Raw genomic sequence first — 20,406 nt, forward strand, 5'->3', positions numbered from 1 at the left:
GGTGGAACTGATGGTTGCTGACAACACGCCCGTCATCATCGGGGTAGGGCAGTATTCGGAACGGGTCGGAGAACCCGGCTACGAGGCGCTGTCCTACATGGATCTGGGCGGGCGGGCTCTGGCAGCAGCCATCGCGAATGCCGGGGCGAGCGGTCAGGTGGCCGATGCCATCGACACGCTTGCCGCGATCCGCGCGTTCGAAATGTCGCGCCCGGGCAAGGAGCCGCCCTTTGGCGGGCCGGACAATATTCCCGGCGCGCTGGCCAAGAGGGTGGGGGCCTGCCCGCAGCGGCTGATCCTTTCGCCCACCGGCGGCCAGACCAATCAGCAATATGTCGGCGAGTTTGCTTCATCGATTGCTGCCGGGGACAGCCAGTGCGCCGTCATCGTCGGATCGGAAGTGATTTCCACCGCGCTTGCGCTCGCGGCAAAGGGTGAAAAGCCCGACTGGTCCGAAGCGATCGGCGGGGAATTCGAGGATCGCGGATACGGCATCGACGGGATGATGGAGCCCGCGCTGTTCGCTCATGGTGCGACCGGTGCGATCCCGCTTTACGCCATTGCCGAGAATGCCCGGCGGGCGAAGCTGGGCAAGGGGCTTGATGAATATCGCCACGATATCGGCGAGCTGTTCGCGCCGTTTACCCGTGTCGCCGCAGCCAATCCGCACGCTGCCGCTCCGGTGGAGCGCAGTGCGGAGGAACTCGCCACCGTAACCGACCGCAACCGCATCGTTGCAGAACCCTATCCCCGGATGACGGTCGCCCGCGATCAGGTGAACCAGGCGGCGGCGATCATCATCGCCAGCGCCGCCAAGGCACGCGAACTGGGCGTGCCGGAGGACAAGTGGGTGCATATCCACGCCGTCACCTCCGCGACCGAGCTGGAACTGTCCGAGCGGCCCGATCTTTCGGCCAATCCAGCCTCCATCGCATCGGTAGAGCGTGCGCTGGCAATCGCGGGCAAGGGGATGGAGGACATGGCCTTCCTCGATTTCTATTCCTGCTTTGCCATTCCCGTCTTCAACCAGTGCGACCATTTCGGCCTGTCGGCAAACGATCCGCGCGGACTGACGCTGACGGGCGGGCTGCCGTTCTTTGGCGGGGCAGGGAACAATTACTCTGCGCACGCCATCTGCGAAGCGGTGGAACGGGTGCGCGCGCATCGCGGCCAATTCGCGCTGGTGGGCGCGAACGGCGGGTGGATGAGCAAGTATGCGACCGGGATCTACTCAACCGAGCCTGCCGATTGGTCGGGCGAACGCGTCGCCGCCTTGCCCAAGGCCTGCAACGGTGTTGCCCGCAGCAATGACCCCTTCGATCAGGCAACCGTCGAAAGCTACACAATCAACCATTCGAAGACCGGCAGCGATGCCGTGTGGATCGGGCGCAATGCGGACGGGGCGCGTGTGGTGGCCAATGCCGATCTGTCTGACGACGCCACCCGTGCCGCGTTCGAAAGCGGCGAACCGTTTGGCGCGAAGCTCAGCGTGACCCGCGACGAACGCGGGCGCAATATCGGGCGCGTGATCTAGTCCTTCTTCCGCTCCCCGCCGAGGAAATCGAGCGCGTCGAACCCGTCGGGCGCGGGCACTTCCGTTACGGGATCGTCGCGGTCGTCGAACTCGGTGCGCAGCGCGCGGCTCATCACCGCGTGCATCTGATACATGCAGGTGATGTAAGTGAGTTCGAGGATCTCTTCCTCGCTGAATTCTGCTTTCAACGCGTCGAACAGCGCGTCGGGCACGCGGCCCTGATGCATCACCAGCCTGTCGGCATAGGCCAGCACCAGCCGTTCGCGCGCATCAAGGCAGGTGGCGGTCTGCCAGGTCGGGATCGCCTCGATCTTCTCCTCGGCCACGCCCAGCCCGCGCAGGCTCTTGCAATGCTGCGAGAAGACGAACTGGCTGCCGGTAGCCCAGCCTGCCCATGTCTGCCCCAGCTCGCGCAATACAGGATCAAGTTTGCGCCTGCCTGATCGGTAATAGGCAAAGCCCTGCGCCGCGTGCTTGAGCGTGTCGGGGGAACCGGCAAACACCGTCCACCAATCGCCGCGCGTCCCCGTGGCGGTGCCGGGCTCGGTCACGGGATCGCGATCGCCGAACAGCTGCGCATAGAGCGGCAGCGCCACCTTCTCATCGGCTTCACTCTTGGGCACTTCACGTAGGCGCGGCATCAGGCGGGCTCCTGCGCGCTGGCGGGTTCATGCGCGACATCTTCGGGGCCGAACTGCTTCGTGGTCGCTGCGAATTCCAGCATGATGCCGTTGGGATCGGTGAAATAGACCGAGCGCACGAACACCCCTTCGTGCATTTCGGGCGAATAGCCCCTTGGACTGTCATCATGGTTGAGCACGGCGTGGGTGTGTTCCACGCCCGCTTCGGCGAGCCGATCCAGCGCCGCCTCCAGCTCGGCTTCCTCCATGTCGAAGGCGAGGTGGTTCATCGAACCCACCGCCGTCTTCGCATCAAAGGGAAACTTGCGGACCGAAGCGATGCCGGGCGCGGCGGGCGGTGCGTCCTTCCACCAGAAGAAGGCGATGGCATTCCCGCCTCCGCAGTCGAAGAAGAAATGCTGCCCGCCATCAGGTAGCTGCACTGTCTTGAACAGCGGCATGTTGAGCACCTCGGTGTAGAACCGCACCGTCTCTTTCATGTCGCGGCATACCAGCGCGATATGGTTGATTCCCTTGGTCTTGATCATCCGGCCTCTCCCTGCCCGCGCAACCTGCCCAAGCTGCGACGCGAAGGCAATCTCCCGCATCGCGGCGGGCTTTGACAAAAGCGCGGTAATCGATTAGGTAGTTTCAAACGAAACCAGTTTCCAGATAGCGAGAAATCAGCCCATGACACTCCACCCCGGTGATCTGTTCGAAAACCCCGCCGGCCTCGACGGCTTTGAATTCGTCGAATTTTGCGCCCCGGAAAAAGGCGTGCTTGAGCCGGTGTTCGAAAGCATGGGCTTCACCCGCCTGGCAAAGCACCGGTCAAAGGACGTGCACCTGTGGCGTCAGGGCGGCATCAATCTGATCGCCAATTACGAACCACGCAGCGCCGCATGGTATTTCGCCCGCGAACATGGGCCCTCAGCCTGCGGCATGGCTTTCCGCGTGCGCGACGCGGCCAAGGCTTATGATCACCTGATCGAAGCCGGGGCGGAACCGGTCGCCAATGAACCCGGCCCGATGGAACTGCGCATCCCCGCAATCCGCGGCATCGGCGGCGCGATCCTGTATCTGGTCGATCGCTATGCCGGGGCGGAAGGCAAGAGCCTGACGATCTACGACATCGATTTCGATTACCTGCCCGGCGTCGATCCCTATCCCGAAGGCGCAGGCTTCCACACGATCGATCACCTGACGCACAACGTCTACACCGGCCGCATGAAGTATTGGGCGGACTATTACGAGACGCTGTTCAACTTCCGCGAAATCCGCTTTTTCGACATCAAGGGCGAATACACCGGCCTCACGTCAAAGGCGCTGACCGCGCCCGACGGCAAGATCCGCATCCCGCTCAATGAAGAGGGCGAAGGCGGCAAGGGCCAGATCGAAGAGTTCCTGCGCGAATTCAACGGCGAGGGCATCCAGCACATCGCGCTGATCTGTGATGATCTGGTCAAGTGCTGGGACAACCTCAAATCGCTTGGCGTGCCTTTCATGACGGTGCCGCCCGCCACCTATTACGAAATGCTGTCGGAACGTCTGCCCGGCCATGGCGAAGATGCCGATGCGCTGAAAATGCGCGGCATCCTGCTCGACGGGACGACTGAAGGCGGACAGCCGCGCCTGCTGCTGCAAATCTTTGCCGAGGCGCAAGTCGGCCCGGTGTTCTTCGAATTCATCCAGCGCAAGGGCGATGACGGCTTTGGCGAGGGTAATTTCAAGGCGCTGTTCGAAAGCATTGAGCGCGATCAGATCGCGCGCGGCGTGCTCGACACCAAGGCCAAGGAACCTGCCGAATGAGCGGGCATCCTGTGAACCACCCAGTGAAACTGGGCGGTGTCCACCACGCCGCCTATCGCTGCAAGGACGCAAAGGAAACGGTGGAGTGGTATGGCCGCGTGCTCGGCATGGAATACACCACCGCCTTCGCCGAGGATCACGTGCCGTCGACCGGTGAATACGATCCTTACATGCACATCTTCCTTGACGCGGGGAACGGCAACATCCTCGCCTTTTTCGAGCTGCCGAACCAGCCGGAGATAGGCAAGGACCCGAACACCCCGCAATGGGTGCAGCACCTCGCCTTTCGCGTGGCGGACGAAGACGCGCTGCTTGCGGCCAAGGCGCATGTCGAGGCGCAGGGCATCGACGTGCTCGGCCCGACGCATCACGGCATATTCAAATCGATCTATTTCTTCGATCCCAATGGCCACCGCGTCGAGCTGGCGGCGGATATCGGGACGGACGAGCAATACGCTGAATTGAAACGCGTCGCTCCGCTGATGCTCGACGAATGGAGCCAGACCAAGAAGGCACCGCGCCATGCGGACTGGCTGCACGAGATCGCGCGCAAGGAGCACGGTCACTCGTAACTTGCCGCAACCGCCAAAAGAAAAGGGGCGCCAAGGTCATTGCCTTCGCGCCCCATTCTTTTGGCCAATGGCCGATGCTTACATCGTCAGCGTCGCGCCGAGGAAGAACAGCGTGCCGACCGGGCTGACCGGATAGGCCTGTTCGGTTACGAACGGCTTGCGGTTGAAGACGTTGTTCACACCGCCATAGATGTCGATGTTATCGGTCGCTTCGAAGTTGAAAGAGATGTCGTGGATGAAGACATCGCTGGCAATGCCGTTGGCGAACGAGAAGGTGTCGGTCCCGGTGTTGCCGACTTCTTCGATTTCCACGGCACGCAGGCCCATGCGATCGAGATAGGTTGTCGACCAGGTGAAGCTGAAGTTGTTGTAAGCCGCCGTGAGCGAGGCGTTGCCTGCCCATTCCGGACGCTGGAGTTCGCCCAGTTCGGGGTCAACCAGCGTCGGATCGCTGGGGTCGAAGAAGTTGTTCAGCTTGTCCACCCAGGTGCCGTTGGCGTTCAGGGTGAAGTCGATCGGACCGACCCCGAAACGGTATGCCAGTGCAGCTTCGATACCGGCCGTCTCCTGACGCGCGAAGTTCAGCGAGCTCTGACGCAGGAAGGTGAAGCCGCCCGTTGCCGGGTTGCGATCGACGAGGGTGCAGAACGCGTTGTCGATGCTGGCGCTGTCGACGCAGTTGTCGACGATGTCCTGCGCGCTAACCGCGTTGATCGCGTCCTCGATCTCGATGTTGTAGTAATCGACGCTGAGGACGAAGCCAGGAAGGAAGCGCGGAGTGATCTGCGCGCCGATTGTCCAGGTGGTGGCGGTTTCTTCCCGCAGGTTCGGGTTGCCGCTGATCGAACCCGAGAAACGGGCCGTCAGGGGATCGACGTAGGTGTAGTTGCCACCTCCGAAGGTCGGATCGAACCCGATGTTGTTGAAGAAGGCGGTGCAGTTCGCCTGACGCAGCGCCGGATCGGCTGCGGTGACGAGGTTGCCGACATCGCACGGATCGACCGGACGGAAGAACGCTCCCTGAGCCGGGTTGAACAGTTCGTTGATGTTCGGTGCGCGAACCGCCTTTGAGTAGGTGCCGCGGAACAGGATGTCCCCAACCGGAGCATACAGGCCGCTGACGTTCCAGGTGAAGGTGTCACCCACGGTCGAATAGCTCGACAGGCGGGCCGAGCCGCTCAGTTCGAGCAGTTCCGCACCCGGCGTGCCGGCCAGAATCGGCAGACGGACTTCGGAGAAGATGTCGTAGACGTTGAAGGTGCCGCCTGCATTGTTGATCACCGAAGCCGGGTCGAACACCAGCGAGTTCTGCGAGAACCCGAGGTTGCGCAGCAGGTCGCCCTGGTTCGCATCCGGAGTGTCCACCGGAATGATGCCGAGGATCAACGGGTCGAAGTTCGATTCCGAACGCTCCTCACGATACTCCATACCGAAGGCGAAGCCGACAGGGCCGCCCGGCAATTCGAGAAACGCACCGGTGTCACCGGTGAAGACCGCGCTGAACACCAGCTGTTCAAGCTGGAATTCGTTCACCACCGTCGCGGTGATGAAGTCGATCGCTTCCTGGCTGATCGCGCCAACGCCGCCGAGGATGTTGGCCGGACGGCACGAACCGTCTCCCGGATTGAAGGTGAAGAAGCCCGGATCGCCCGCCGGAATGCCGAACGGGGTGGTAGCCGGAGCCGTCGGATCGATGTCCGAACGGCAGATCGGATTGCCACCAGCGTCTGTCGTCACGTCGATCGCGGCGAAGAAACGGTCCATGATGACGCGGTTGGCGTCAAAGGTCGTCTGGGTGAAACGCCCGTAGTTGGCCGACACTTCGTAAGAGAAGTGCTCCGAGGTGTCGCCGCGGATGCCGCCGACGAAACGGTAGGTTTCGAACTCGTTGCGGTTGCGGTTGGCACCAAGGTCAGCCGGGTCGCGGGTGATGTAGAAACCTTCCTGCACGCCGTCACCGAAGAACAGCTCGCCCACGAAGGGCTGCAGGTCCGGGGTGATGAACGGGTTGTCCGAACGGATCGTCAGCAGGTCGTAGAAGGTGTTCGGCTGGGCCTGGAATTCGGCCGAGTTCGACACATACTTGGCTTCTGCGAAGAACGTTGCCGACGGCGAGATCTCGTAGGTGAGCATGGCATTGACCGACCAACGCTCGGTTTCCGGGATCAGCGAGTTGACATCGAAGTTGTTCTGGATGCCGGGGCCGCCGAACTGGTTGAACAGGCCGGTGATGGTGCCGTCCTGGTGGACGCTGACGCTGCCGTCAGGATTGATGACGGCGCAGCCGCCGGCCAGACCGAACGCGCCCGGCTGGAAGGTCGAGTTGAAGCCGACCGAGCTTTCGAGACAGTCAGGAACGCCGTTGCCGTTGATGTCGGGGCCGTCGCTGATGCCGATCAGGCCCGGTGCGACAATCCCGCCTGCCGACGACAGCGAGAAGGTCGGCTGGCCGGCGATCAGGCGCCGCGATGCGTTGGTCGAACGGTCGATCAGCGCAAGCTCGGCTGCGGTCAGGTTCGGCGCGGTGCCGAACTGCGCGGTGTAATCGGCGATGAAATCGGATTGACCGGGGATCAGGAAGCCGGTCGGGAAACCGCCTACGCCGACCGCGAAGAAATCGCGGAAGTTGGGCGTGTCGGCACCGATGTCGCCCGACTGGAAGCGGCGGGCCGGGTTGTCCTGATCGTCGAAGATGCCGTTGTTGCGCGAGAAAGCGCGCTCGCCGAACTGCAGCTCGTCACCGCGGGCATATTCGCCCGACACCACGAAGTTGCCGCGACCGTCATCGAAGTTGACGCCCCAGGTCAGGTCGCCATTGATGCGGAAGCTGTCGCCCTTGGACGAAACGCCCGACTGGACATTGGCCTGAATGCCTTCGAAATCGTCCTTGAGCACGAAGTTGACAACGCCGGTCACAGCGTCCGCACCGTAGAGCGAGGAAGCGCCCCCGGTCAGCGTTTCGACGCGTTCGATCAGCGCGGTCGGGATCGAGTTGATGTCGACAGCCTGTTCACCGGCGACGCCCGAGACGTGACGGCGGCCGTTGACCAGCACCAGCGTGCGGTTCGAACCAAGGCCGCGCAGGTTGAGGATCGACTGGCCGACAGCTTCGGAGAAGATGCCGTCGATCGAGCCTTCGGATGAGGTCGAGGTCGAGAGCGCGGGAATGTCGCGCAGCACATCCACAACGTCCGCAGTACCGGCCTGAGTCAGGGTTTCGGCATCCAGCGCGAGGATCGGGGCGGGCGCGCCGATGTTCGGATCGCGGGCAATGCGCGAACCGATGACTACGATCTGCTCTTCTTCATCGGCGGCGGTTTCCTGATCCGGCGCTTCTTGCGCGTGGACGGCGAAGGGCATCGTGCTTGCTGCTGCCAGCAGTAGAGCGTGGCCCGAAATCTTGAGAGGTTTCATGAGGGTTCCCTGTTGTTGCGGGTTTATGGTGCGGTGCAGCAGGGTCTTTCTCCCCATCAAAAGTGTCAAGGATGTTTCAGCCGTTTGTGAGGTTCCGTGGGTCGTAGTGGCAATTTTGTTACGCCTGAGGTCGCACCCGCGTAGCAATCGCTGTGGTTTCCCGGCGGGAGCGGCAATGCTGCCTCTCCAAGCGCCTTGACCGGGGCGCGGGATTGTTTGAGTTAACGCCCAACCACAACCTTTCCATCACCCCTCCAAAGCGAACGGAAAGCTCCAAGATGCGAAAACTGACCGGCCGGATTGCGGCTCTCCTTGCACTTTTCATGGCAGCGATGTTCGCTCCGGCGGGCGCGGGCCACGCGCAATCCTTTCTCGACGAGGATTTCGACCCGGCGATCCCCACGCTTACCGAGACTGTCGGCCACGCGCCGGGCACGCGGATCACCTCGCCCGATCAGACCTATTCCTATCTGACAGCGCTCGCCGAGGCCGCGCCCGACCGTGCGAAGCTGGTGCAATATGCGGTGAGCTGGGAAGGCCGACCGCTCTATTACCTCGTGCTCTCGGCACCGGCCAACATGGCGCGGCTCGATGCCATCAAGGCTGACATGGCGAATATCGCCGCAGGCCGCGTGGGCAATGGCACCGCGTTGCCGGTCACATGGCTTGCCTATTCGGTCCACGGCAACGAAATCTCTTCAACCGACGCGGCGTTGATGACGGCCTATCACCTGCTCGCCGCACGCAACGATCCGCGCGCGCAGCAGATCCTGTCCGACACCATCCTTGTCATCGATCCGTTGCAAAACCCCGATGGCCGCGCGCGCTTCGTCAATCATTTCCGCGGTGCTGTCGGCATCGAGCCCTCGGGAGACCGTCAGGCCGCCGAGCATGACGAGACCTGGCCCAGCGGCCGGGTCAACCACTACATGTTCGATCTCAACCGTGACTGGTTCACCCTCAGCCAGCCCGAAACGCGGGGCAAGGTCACCGCGATCCGCGAATGGAACCCGGTGGTGGTGGTCGACATCCACGAAATGAGCGGGGACGACACCTATTTCTTCTCGCCCGCCGCAGACCCGATCAACCCGAACATCACCGCCGCCCAGCGCCGCGCGTATGAAATCATCGGGCGCAACAACGCGGGCTATTTCGATGCGATGGGCGAACCCTATTTCACCCGCGAGGTCTATGACCTGTTCTACCCCGGCTATGGCGACACGTGGAACACGCATCAGGGCGCAATCGGCAGCACCTATGAACAGGGATCGTCGCGCGGGCTGGTATGGGATCGGCGCGACGGCACAAGGCTGACCTATGCCGATACGGTGCGCAACCACTTCGTCGCGAGCATCTCAACCGCCGAAGCCGTGGCCCGCAACGCCGACCGCTTCCTTTCCGATTTCGCTGACTATCGTGCCGCCAACGCGCGCGGCGCGGCGGGCACGGGCAGCTATGTAATCGATCTGGCAAAGAGCCGCTGGAACGCGGAAAACCTTGGTCGCCGCCTTGCCGCGCAAGGGATCGAAGTGCGCCGCCGCGAAGGCCCAGTCACCGTGTGCGGCCGCAATTATCCCAAGGGCTACATCGCCGTTCCTCAGGCGCAGCCCGCCGCGCGGCTGGTGCGCAGCCTGCTGGATCGGGACACCGCCCTGCCGTCCGATTTCGTGACCAAGCAGGAGCAACGCCGTTCCGAAGACCTGCCGCACGAACTCTATGATGTCACCGCTTGGTCTGTCGGGTTGATGTCGGGGGTCGATGTTGCGGTGTGCGCAGGTTCCGCACCCGGAGACGTGCTTTCGGGCGGCGCCCCGGTCACTCCGGTGGAGGAAGGCGCAGGCGATTTCGCCCTTGCCGTGCCGTGGACCGACAGCGGTCAGGCCCGGCTTGTCACGCTCGCGCTGCGCGAAGGGATCGAGGCGCGCAGCACCGACGAAGCCTTCACCAAGAACGGCCGCTCTTACCCGCGTGGCACGGTGATCTTCCCCGCGCGCATGAACTCGCCAGAAAAAATGGCGCGTTTGCGCGAACTGGTGCGCGAAGTGGGCGCATCCACCGTCGCTTTCGAAGACAGCTGGGTAGAGGACGGGCCGAACCTCGGCAGCGAATCCTTTGTCCGCCTGACTTTGCCGAAGGTCGCAATCGCATGGGACGAAGGCGTCTCGCAATTGAGCGCGGGCGCGATGCGTTATGTGCTTGAAAGGCGGCTGGGCCTGCCGGTGGTGCCGATCCGCACCAATCGTTTCGCCCGCGCCGACCTGTCCGATTATGACGTGGTGCTGATCCCCGATGGGTCCCCGCGCGGCGATCTGGGCGACGGCGGCATTGCCACGCTGCGCAGCTTTGTCGAACGCGGCGGCGTGCTGGTTGCGGTCGGCGGCAGCCTTGGCGCGCTGACCGGTGGCGACACGCCGCTGCTTTCGGTCAAGCGTGAGGCTGCACTGGGCCGTGATCCGTCAAAGGCGAAAGGCGATGACGAGGCGGCGCTTGCCGAAGCGGTCGAAATCGACAGCGAAGCGGAATACCGCGAAGCCATCGCCGACCAGGGGGCGCTGCCTGATACGCTGCCCGGCGCGCTGCTCAACACCGTGGCCGATACAGAGCATTTCCTGTCCGCCGGATATGATGCGGGCGCGGTGGTGCTGGCCAGCGGATCGCAGATCTACACTCCGCTTGACCGGGCAAAGGGCGCGAACGTGCTGCGCTTCGCCAGTGCAGACCGCCTGATTGCCAGCGGATATGTGTGGGACGAAAACCGCCGCCAGCTGGCGTTCAAGCCGTATCTGATGGCGGAACCGACCGGAGACGGGCTGACGATCGCTTTCGCCCACGATCCGGCCACCCGCGCCTATCTCGACGGGCTCGATCTGCTGCTGGCCAACGCCGTGCTGATCGCGCCGTCGCGCGTGCGGTAGGAAGATGCGGTGGGGCGGGTGGCCGTGTGGGCTGCCCGCGCTGTCCTACATGTGCTCGCCTGAGTACATGATGGTAGATGGCCGCCCTTTGCTACCCCGCTTTCCAAGCCGTCCCGCGCGCCTTAGCGGGTGACACTTTCCCGCCCAAAGGTGACACTTGGCCGGTTTCGGGTGACACTTGGGCTGCAAGGGTGACAGTTTGCGCCCGAAAGGGTGACACTATCGGGTTTTTTACCCTGGACAGTGTTCCACCTGTTCCAGGCTGTAGGGATTGGGCAGGGTACGGGCCGAATCAGACGGCTTGTCAGAACGACTGCTGGACGCGCAGGTTCACCAGCGGGCCGTCGCTGTCGCTGTCGAAGCGCGGACCGGACAGCGGGACTGCTACTTCGACGCCCAGATCAAGGTCACGCGTCAGGTCAAGCCGCACGCCGCCCCCGGCAGAGGCCAGCGAACCGCCGCCAAGTCCGTCTTCGAGGTTGGAGACTACGCCGCCATCGGCATAGGCATAGACCTGCGCGCGCGGCAGCCAGAAGCCCTTGCCCCGGATGTCATAGCGCAATTCGCCATAGCCCATGATGCCCCGGTCCCCGGCGCGTTCGTTGAAGTTGTAGCCGCGCAGGAACGACGGCCCGCCAAGCCCGATGTCCTCTGTCGCCAGCACCGAATCGGTTGCCAGCTGTCCGCGCGCGGCGAGCGCGATGGAAAGTGGGCCGCTGATCTGGCGATCCCATGATGCCCAGCCATAGAAGGAGGTGAAATCGGTCGAAGCGTCGAGCCGCGATGCCAGCGGATCGCCCGGACGGGTGGCGGACAGGATGTTCAGGCCGCGCGACACGGTAAAGCGCCCGCGATAATTGCCTCCGGCCAGACGTCCCCGCGTGTAGATGCCCGCCCGCACCACCGGGACCCGGTCGCGTCGGGCGAGCGCGCCTGCGCGGTCTTGCCTGAGATCGGTCACTTCGAATTCGCCGATCACCCAGACGCTCGCATTGCGGCTGCGCAGCAGCGGATAGCTTGCGTCGATAGAGGCGCGCCAGAACTGCCCTTCGATATCGCGATCCGTCAGGAAAGAGCCGGGATCGGTGGAGGAATAGGACAGGTGGGCGCCCAGCTCGAGTCCGCTGGCGTCCACCACGATGCGGTAGGAAGCACGGGCGAATTGCAGCTCGGACGGCTGGAGCGGAGTGGTGCCGAAGCTGAGGTCAACTTCGTCGGCGGAAGCAAGCAGGCCGTTGAGGTCGACCGAGATACGCCCACGGATCGGGCCGACAGGTTCGGAGCCGTCATTCGAAAGCTCGACGGCGGCATAGGCGTGCGAACGGCGCGCGCGCACGATGAGGACGCCGGTGTCGCCTTCGCGCTCGAACCGGGAATCGAGAATGCGCACGCCGGAAATGTCGTCGGCAAGCAGGATGTGCCGCTCAAGCTCTGCGCGGGTAACAGGCTTGCCCGCCGCGAGCGGGGCAAGCTGGCGCCGGATCGCAGGCTCGTCCGCGCCTTCGATCCGGATGGTGTCGACCCTGCCTTCGTCCAGCTCGACCCGTAGCACGCCGAGCGAAAGCCCCTGTGGCGGGATCGAAGCCGTGGCAAAGACGTATCCCGCATCGCGCGCCCGGCGGGCGATCGCGTCGGCAAGTTCGGCAAGGTCGGACTGCGCCAGCGGGCGCGAGGTGTATCGCTCGATCAGGTCGACGAAGTGCGAATCGGGCAGCGCCTCGTTCCCGTCGATAATGATCGATCCGATCGTAAGCCGTTCCTCGTTAGCCTGCGTTTGGGCAACACGGCTGGCCTGGCCTGTGCGAACGCGCGGCGACTGGTCAGCGGAATCGCTGCGCTGCTCCTCGGCGGAGGCGCGGTCCAGTTCCTCGGTCTGGTCGAACGCATCTTGCGCCGACACGGGATGGGCAATCCCGATGGCGGACAAAAGCAAGAACAGGCGCCAGCGCCTAATCAGGGGCATACTTACAGACATATACGTAGTCCCCTAGGCGCCCACCCCCTAAGAAATCGTCAAATCATCAAAAAATTAACCACCCCAGCTTACCAACAGGCAAATAATCAGAGCGTATGCAGGCTAACGGAGGACTATCTAATGTCTACATTGCGTCGCTCACTTCTGCCTGTCGCTCTGCTGCTTTCCAGCACGAGCGCGTTTGCCCAATCCGGACCGTGGACGGTCACCGAAACGCGTGGGGATGTCCTCATCCGCACGCCTAACGGTGAACGCGTTGCGAAGCGCGGCGAGACGCTGACCGCGGGCCACCAGGTGGTGACCGGGAGCGGCGGCAACGCCACGATCGTCCGCGGGCAGGAATTCGTGACCGTGCGACCCAATTCGCGCATCACCATCGTCCCGCGCGAACGTCAACGCGGCGTCATCCAGATCATTCAGGATTTCGGCAGCGCGCTCTTCAACGTGGGCAAGCAGCAGAATCCGCACTTCGGCGTAGACACTCCGTACCTCGCGGCTGTGGTCAAAGGCACCACCTTCTCAATCACGGTGAGCGAAGAAGGTGCCTCGATGCAGGTGACCGAGGGCGCAGTCGAAGCGTCAACCGTCGATGGCGGCGCGCGCGACCTGGTGCGTCCGGGTGAAGTGGCGATGATCGCGGCGGGTGACCGGTTCCGCCTGAACATCGAAGGCGATGTTCCGCGCCAGATCGATTCGCCGCAACGCGCAGTTACGACACCTGCTCCGGCTGCTCCTGCGGCAGCAGCGGCTACTTCCTCGGGCAATTCCGTGGCAGCTCCGCAGGCGACTTCGCAACAAGTGACGCCTGCCGCCAACGGCAATGCCGGTGGCAACGGCCAGAGCGCATCTGCGCCGGGAGCGCCTGTCGCCGCAGCGCGCCGGGCCGCAATCACCAGCCCGGTGGCCAGCTCCAATTCGAACCTCGCCGAACTCACGGGCGGGCTTGTCAGCGGCGAAGTCGAAGCCTCGATCGAGGTTGCCGCGGTTCAGTCGAGCTCCAGCAGCGGCACTGAAGAGGCAATCGCAGACACCAGCATGACAGCGGCAAGCGCATCTGCGGATACCCGCAGGAATGAAGCCGCCGCATCGAATGGCAATGCCGGCGGCAACAGCGGTTCAAGCGGCAGCTCTGCCGACAATGGAAACTCGGGTAACAGTAACACTGGCGGCAATGGCAACGGCAACGGCAATTCCGGTGACGCTGACGATGGCTCGGACGAAGCGCCGGGCAACAGCGGCAACAGCAACGCTGGCGGCAACGGCAACGGGAATGGCAACGGCAATTCGGACGGCGCTGACGATGGCTCGGACGAAGCGCCGGGCAACAGCGGCAACAGCAACGCTGGCGGCAACGGCAACGGCAACGGGAATGGCAACGGCAATTCGGACGGCGCTGACGATGGCTCGGACGAAGCGCCGGGCAACAGCGGCAACAGCAACGCTGGCGGCAACGGCAACGGCAACGGGAATGGCAACGGCAATTCGGACGGCGCTGACGATGGCTCGGACGAAGCGCCGGGCAACAGCGGCAACAGCAACGCTGGCGGCAACGGCAACGGCAACGGGAATGGCAACGGCAATTCGGACGGCGCTGACGATGGCTCGGACGAAGCGCCGGGCAACAGCGGCAACAGCAACGCTGGCGGCAACGGCAACGGCAACGGGAATGGCAACGGCAATTCGGACGGCGCTGACGACGGCTCGGACGAAGCGCCGGGCAACAGCGGTAACAGCAACGCTGGCGGCAACGGCAACGGCAACGGGAATGGCAACGGCAATTCCGGTGACGATGACGATGGCTCGGACGAAGCGCCGGGCAACAGCGGTAACAGCAACGCCGGTGGCAATGGCAACGGCAACGGCAATTCCGGTGGCGCTGACGATGGCTCGGACGAAGCGCCGGGCAACAGCGGCAACAGCAACGCTGGCGGCAACGGCAACGGGAATGGCAACGGCAATTCGGACGGCGCTGACGATGGCTCGGACGAAGCGCCGGGCAACAGCGGCAACAGCAACGCTGGCGGCAACGGCAACGGGAATGGCAACGGCAATTCCGGTGACGATGACGACGGCTCGGACGAAGCACCGGGTAACAGCGGCAACAGCAACGCTGGCGGCAACGGGAACGGTGGCCGGGATGATGACATCGATGACGGCAACGACGATCTGACCAATTGCGTTGGCAATCTCGATGGCGGGCTCTGTCTCAACCAGGGCAGCATTGACGACGATGATAACGGGAATGGCAATTCCGGCAGCACCGACGATTCCGCAGATGACGGCAACAATGGCGACGGCAACGATGATGACGGAGCCGATGATAGCAATCCGGGCAAAGGTAACGGGAACGGGAAGGGCAACGGCAACGGAAAGTCCGACGATACCGGGGACGGCATGGATGATGGCAACAACGGCCATGGAAATGACGACGACGGCGTGGATGACAGCAATCCGGGCAACGGCAAAGGAAATGGGAAATCTGGTGCCGACGATGTTGTCGAAGAGGATCCCGATCAGGATGTGATTGAGGACGATCCGGATGCTGCCAACGATCAATCCGATGAGGATGCTGGCATCGATGACAGCGATGACGATCTCGACGATGGCTCAGGCAACGGTAACGGCAATGGAAAGGGTAATGGTAACGGCAACGGCAATGGCCGCGGGCCAACCGGGCTTGATGATGGCCGCATCCTTGCCTGAGAATGAGCCAGCCCTGACTAGATGAGGATCACCGCCCACCTTGCGAAGAACTTCACCGTCTTCCTGATCAGCCTGTGCATTTCAGTCGGCTTTGCTCAGGCACCGGTGTCGCGTACTCTCGAAGACGGCCTTCGTGCGGCCACGGCTAAGATTCTCACCCGTGAAGCCTCGGGCCAACTGCATATCGTCGAAGTCGATGCACAAAGCGTCGCTGCGGCCAAGAGCTGGCCTTGGACGCGGGATCATTACGCCCGGTTGATCCGGCAGCTCGACGCAGCGGGCGCTCGCTCGATTGTCTTCGACATCGCCTTTTCGTCGCCCTCAACGCTCGAGGGCGATGCCGCCTTTGCGCAGGCGATCGCCGAAATCGATACGCCAGTGATGCTGCCGACCTTCACCCAAGGGGCAACAGAGAATTCGAGACGTCGGCTCGATGATCTTCCAATCCCGATGTTCCGTGAAAACGTAAGCCTCGTATCGGCATCGGTCCTTCCCGATGCCGACGCGCGCGTGCGCAGCATGGTGTTCGGCACCGTTACCGATGGATTGCCGCGCCCTTCGATGTCGGCCCAGATCGCCGGTGTTTCCGGTGCGGCACACACCACCTTCCCGATCGATTACAGCATCGATCCTGCCTCGATCCCGCGCTACAGCTTTTCCGCTGTCGAGAATGGTGCGTTCGACAAGGCCGGCGTCGCTGGACGCGACATCATCGTCGGCGCGACCGCTATTGAGCTTGGCGACCGGTACGGCGTTCCAATCCACGGCGTCATTCCCGGAGTGACGATCCAGGCACTGGCAGCCGAGACGCTGATCGCGGGAGCGCCGCTGGAGTTCGGCTGGATTCCGCTGCTGTTGCTCGCTCTGCCGCTGGCCTACATGATGGCCCAGTCGAAGACTTACGGGCAGATCGCGTTCTCGCTTGCCGGGTCGTCGGCGATAGTCATCGCATCGCAGGCGTTCGCCTACCACGGTGGCAGGATATTCGCTGACAGTGTACCGGCACTGGTAATGCTTGCAGCAGTAGCTCTGGCGCAGGTCTTGCGGATCATACGAGTCCAGCTTCGCGAGAAAGCCATGACCGACAGCGAAAGCGGTCTGCCTAACGCCCTTGCTTTCGCGAATGCGAGCCACGCCGAAGGACAACTGGTCGCGACGGCTTTCGTCAAGGAGTTCGACGCGATCCAATCCGTGGTGGGCAAGCAGGAGATCGGTAACTTCATCAAGCGGCTCGCCGAGAAGATCCAGTTCGTTACCGGGATTGCCACACTATACCGTGCGGATACGCGCATGATTGCGTGGCCGCATGATGGCGAACACGGCGCTCTGATCGATCAGTTCGCCCGGATCGAAAAGGCCTTGATGAAGCCGCTCGAAATCGCCGGACGCCGGGTCGATGTCGGGGTCTGCTTCGGCATTGCATCTGAAAGCGATCTTGCGGCAGCTTCGCGTGCGGCCAGCGAGGCGCACCGCGAGGGCAAACTGTGGCACGCCCATGAAGATGCCGAAGCGGCGATGGTTGAGCAGCGCGTTTCGCTGATGGGCGAGCTAGACGATGCGATCGAGGCCGGCCACATCTCGGTTGTCTACCAGCCCAAGCTGCGGCTCTCGACGGACCGGGTAGAAAGCGTCGAGGCGCTAGTGCGCTGGCATCACCCGGAGCGTGGCTTCCTGCGCCCCGATCACTTCATTCCGCTGGCCGAAGAATCCAACCGGATCGAGCCGCTGACCCTCTATGTCCTGCGCAAGACTATCGAGGATCTGCGCGACTGGTGCGAAAAGGGCGCGATCATTTCGGCGGCGGTCAATATCTCGGCCAAGCTGATCAGCTCGGATTCCTTCATGAGCGCGGCTGAACGGATCGTCCGCGCCACCGGAGTGCCGCGCGACCGCCTGATCTTCGAGGTGACGGAATCCGCCACCATGAGCGATCCCGAGACTGCCGTGCGCAACCTTGAGCGTTTCCGGGAACTGGGAATCGCCATTTCGATGGATGACTATGGTACCGGCCAATCCACGCTCAGTTACCTGCAATTGCTGCCGCTGACCGAGCTCAAGATCGACCGCGCCTTTGTCGAACACGCCCACGTCGAACGCAGCGACGCCTTGCTGGTGCGCTCTACGATCCAGCTGGCGCATTCGCTGGGCCTCAGGGTCGTAGGCGAAGGTGTCGAAGTCGCCGAATGTCTCGACTTCCTGCGCGAAGCCGGGTGTGATTACGTCCAGGGCTATTTCGTTTCCAAGCCGATCAGCGCTGAAGAGTTGTTCCCGCTGCTGACGATTGCGGACGAGGCACAAGCACCGCGCGAGGCGGAGCAGGCCTCCTAACAGCCATTGTCATTACGATAACGGGGCTTGTCAGCGGACATTTTCCCGCCGCTACAGCATCTTCTTGCCTGCGATCGAACCAAGATCAGGGGCAAGCAGACGATGAATCGACTTACTCGCGTAGCATCACGGGCGACACTTCTTGGCGTTGCCTCGATGGTCGCGTTGAACGCTGGCACTGCGTTGGCGCAGGCGGCGCCCGGACAGCCCTTGTCACCGGAAGCGGCAGAGCAGGCCTATCAGGCGCTCGAAGCACAAGTGCAGCAGCGAGCCGGCGATCCCGCGTTCGACTACCAACTTGGTATCGCGGCGCTTGATGCCGGGCGGTACGGGGATGCCATCATTGCGCTTCAGCGGGTGCTTGCGGTTCAGCCGAACAATGCTGCCGCACGGGCGGAACTTGCGCGCGCCTACGCGCTCGCCGGGGATATCGACACGGCGCGCGATCAATTCGCGACGGTGGTGGATGATCCCAGCCTGCCCGATCCGGTGCGCCAGCGGTTTACCGGTTTCGTCCGGCAATTCGATCGCCAGATTTCAGGTGGTGGTTCGGACGTCAGCGGCTTTGTCGATGCCCGCGTGGGGCACGACAGCAACATCAACACCGCGACCGAGCTCGACACCATCGTCATCCCGCTGTTCAGCTTTCTCGGGCCAGGCCAGCTTGGTGCGGGCGCGGTAGCGCAGGATGACGAGTTCTACGAAATCACCACTGCCGGTCCGTTCGACCGCTGGCCCACCGGTCTTGGCTTTGAATATTTCTATGGCTTCATGGGGGCTGAGGACAATCAGTGGGAGCCCAATCGCCTCTATCGCAATACCATTCCGATCGATGCGCCCCGGACCCCCGAAGAAGGCTATCACCTGACCAGCGATCTCGCCGACGAGGCGATCGCATGGATCGACACCCATCGTTCGTTTGCGCCGGAGAAGCCCTATTTTCTCTATTTCGCGACCGGTGCCGTGCACTCGCCGCACCATGCTCCCGAGGAATGGATCGCGCGTTATCGCGGCCGGTTCGATGCCGGATGGGATGTGCTCCGCGAGGAGATCTTCGCGCGACAAAAACGCCTTGGCGTGATCCCGCAGGATGCCGTGCTGACACCGCGACCCGCGCAAATTCCTGCGTGGGATTCACTGAACCCGGATGAGCAGCGCCTCTACGCCCGCCAGATGGAAGTCTACGCCGGCTTCATGGCGCACACCGACCATCAGATCGGACGGTTGCTTGGGCACATCCGGCAGGCCCCGGGAGGCGCGGAGAACACGCTCGTCTTCTACATCGCTGGCGACAATGGTGCGCTAGGCCGGGCGTTGCCCAATTACGGCGGCGGTGCCACGCTCGCACAGGAACTGGAGCGGATTGACCAACTGGGCGGTCCGATGGTGCCGTTCAACCAGTCGCAGGGCGGGTGGGGCTGGATGGGCAACACGCCGTTCCAGTACTGGAAGACGGTCGCCTCGCATTTCGGCGGCTTGCGCGCACCCATGGTCGTGTCATGGCCGGGTAGGATCGCGGACCCCGGGGGGCTGCGCCAGCAGTTCCAGCATGTCACCGACATCGTCCCGACGATTTATGAAGCGGCTGGCCTGACTCCGCTCGCCATGGTCGAGGGCATCGGGCAGCAGCCGATGGACGGCAGCAGCCTATTGGCGAGCTTGCAGGTTCGCTCCGCTCCATCGACACATGATACCCAGTATTTCGAACTCTACGGGAACCGGGCCATCTATCACCGCGGCTGGATGGCTTCGGAGCTGGGGGCCTATATGCGGTCCGAAGGCGAGGGTGAGGCATGGGCGCTTTACCATGTCGCGGCGGATTTCACCCAGGCCCGCGACCTAGCGGACGCGTATCCGGAGAAGCTGGCAGAACCGCAGGCGTTGTTCGATCGCGAAGCGCGGGCCAATGATGTCTATCCGATCGCCGGGACGACATGGAATCCGCTGCTCAAGCCGTTCGCGGTAAATCAGCGCAAGACTCTCGATTTCTATCAGGGCACGGCGCGGATCCCGCCGGCGCAATTGCGCAGCTTTAACGCTTCGCATGTGCTCGAGGCGGAGGTTGTCCTGCCGCAGTCGGGCGCGCTCGGCGTACTGGCCAGCTACGGTTATCGCAACAAGGGGTTCGTTTGGTATCTCGACAACGGAGAACTGGTTTACGAACCGCGCGAGGGCATGAATCGCGCCATATTGCGAAGCGGACGCCGCCTAGAAGCCGGTCCGGCGCTGCTGCGCTACCAGTTCATCTGCGAAACCTGCCCCGCCGAAGGGCGCGCCCAGCACCCGGTCGCGGGGACGGCGCGGCTATTCGTCAATGACGAGATGGTGGCCGAGCGGCGGATCGTGGCCATGCATCTGGTCAACGGGGGTGAGGCCTTTGCGATGTATGTCGGACGCACCGGCGGCTCGCGGATCAGCGATGGCTTTGTCGCGCCCCACCCCTTCAACGGACAGGTCAAGCGATTGTCGGTCATTCTCGACCGGTAGTGAGGCCAGGCGGGCTCGCGACTTCGCCCGATCGACAGTCCCTCGGGCC

General features: G+C 63.1%; 11 protein-coding genes. 7 read left to right on the forward strand and 4 right to left on the reverse strand.

Annotation, left to right across the window (positions count from 1 at the left end; all coding sequences use genetic code 11):
- The first annotated feature begins 10 nt into the window (after positions 1-10).
- Entirely contained in the window at positions 11-1,534 is a 1,524-nt protein-coding gene (locus tag AABA34_RS04520) for an acetyl-CoA acetyltransferase (RefSeq protein WP_338304077.1), read from the forward strand.
- Here the strand turns inward: AABA34_RS04520 and AABA34_RS04525 are convergent.
- Positions 1,531-2,175: a carboxymuconolactone decarboxylase family protein gene (locus AABA34_RS04525; protein ID WP_338304079.1), complete on the reverse strand. Its 645-nt coding sequence runs from the start codon at positions 2,173-2,175 to the stop codon at positions 1,531-1,533. The two genes, AABA34_RS04520 and AABA34_RS04525, sit on opposite strands and share 4 nt — an antisense overlap.
- Entirely contained in the window at positions 2,175-2,702 is a 528-nt protein-coding gene (locus AABA34_RS04530) for a VOC family protein (RefSeq protein WP_252259890.1), read from the reverse strand. The genes AABA34_RS04525 and AABA34_RS04530 overlap by 1 nt, the downstream gene beginning before the upstream one ends.
- Before the next feature lie 142 nt (positions 2,703-2,844).
- Between AABA34_RS04530 and hppD the strand changes: the two genes are divergently transcribed.
- Complete coding sequence (hppD, locus tag AABA34_RS04535; protein ID WP_338304081.1) at positions 2,845-3,963, forward strand: 4-hydroxyphenylpyruvate dioxygenase; 1,119 nt, start codon at positions 2,845-2,847, stop codon at positions 3,961-3,963.
- Positions 3,960-4,535, forward strand: coding sequence for a VOC family protein (locus tag AABA34_RS04540; protein WP_338304082.1), 576 nt, complete (start codon positions 3,960-3,962; stop codon positions 4,533-4,535). The genes hppD and AABA34_RS04540 overlap by 4 nt, the downstream gene beginning before the upstream one ends.
- A gap of 78 nt (positions 4,536-4,613) precedes the next feature.
- On the opposite strand, the gene AABA34_RS04545 is transcribed toward AABA34_RS04540, so the two are convergent.
- Positions 4,614-7,949 carry a TonB-dependent receptor domain-containing protein gene (locus tag AABA34_RS04545; protein WP_338304083.1) on the reverse strand — a complete coding sequence of 1,112 codons (3,336 nt, stop codon included), beginning with the start codon at positions 7,947-7,949 and terminating at the stop codon, positions 4,614-4,616.
- A gap of 278 nt (positions 7,950-8,227) precedes the next feature.
- Here AABA34_RS04545 and AABA34_RS04550 point away from each other — a divergent pair, with 278 nt between their 5' ends.
- Entirely contained in the window at positions 8,228-10,864 is a 2,637-nt protein-coding gene (locus tag AABA34_RS04550) for a M14 family metallopeptidase (protein WP_338304084.1), read from the forward strand.
- Positions 10,865-11,168: 304 nt separating this feature from the next.
- On the opposite strand, the gene AABA34_RS04555 is transcribed toward AABA34_RS04550, so the two are convergent.
- Positions 11,169-12,839 carry a ShlB/FhaC/HecB family hemolysin secretion/activation protein gene (locus AABA34_RS04555; protein ID WP_338304085.1) on the reverse strand — a complete coding sequence of 557 codons (1,671 nt, stop codon included), beginning with the start codon at positions 12,837-12,839 and terminating at the stop codon, positions 11,169-11,171.
- A 120-nt stretch (positions 12,840-12,959) separates the two neighbouring features.
- Here AABA34_RS04555 and AABA34_RS04560 point away from each other — a divergent pair, with 120 nt between their 5' ends.
- The 3 genes from AABA34_RS04560 to AABA34_RS04570 all read left to right on the forward strand — a co-directional run bounded on the left by AABA34_RS04560 (position 12,960) and on the right by AABA34_RS04570 (position 20,357).
- Complete coding sequence (locus tag AABA34_RS04560) at positions 12,960-15,542, forward strand: FecR family protein (protein ID WP_338304086.1); 2,583 nt, start codon at positions 12,960-12,962, stop codon at positions 15,540-15,542.
- A gap of 21 nt (positions 15,543-15,563) precedes the next feature.
- A complete protein-coding gene (locus tag AABA34_RS04565; RefSeq protein ID WP_338304087.1) occupies positions 15,564-17,870 on the forward strand; it encodes an EAL domain-containing protein in 2,307 nt (768 codons plus the stop codon).
- Between the two features lie 102 nt (positions 17,871-17,972).
- Entirely contained in the window at positions 17,973-20,357 is a 2,385-nt protein-coding gene (locus AABA34_RS04570) for a sulfatase-like hydrolase/transferase (protein ID WP_338304088.1), read from the forward strand.
- Positions 20,358-20,406 lie beyond the last annotated feature (49 nt).

This window comes from Erythrobacter sp. Dej080120_24 (assembly GCF_036322605.1).
GTDB lineage: Bacteria > Pseudomonadota > Alphaproteobacteria > Sphingomonadales > Sphingomonadaceae > Erythrobacter > Erythrobacter aurantius.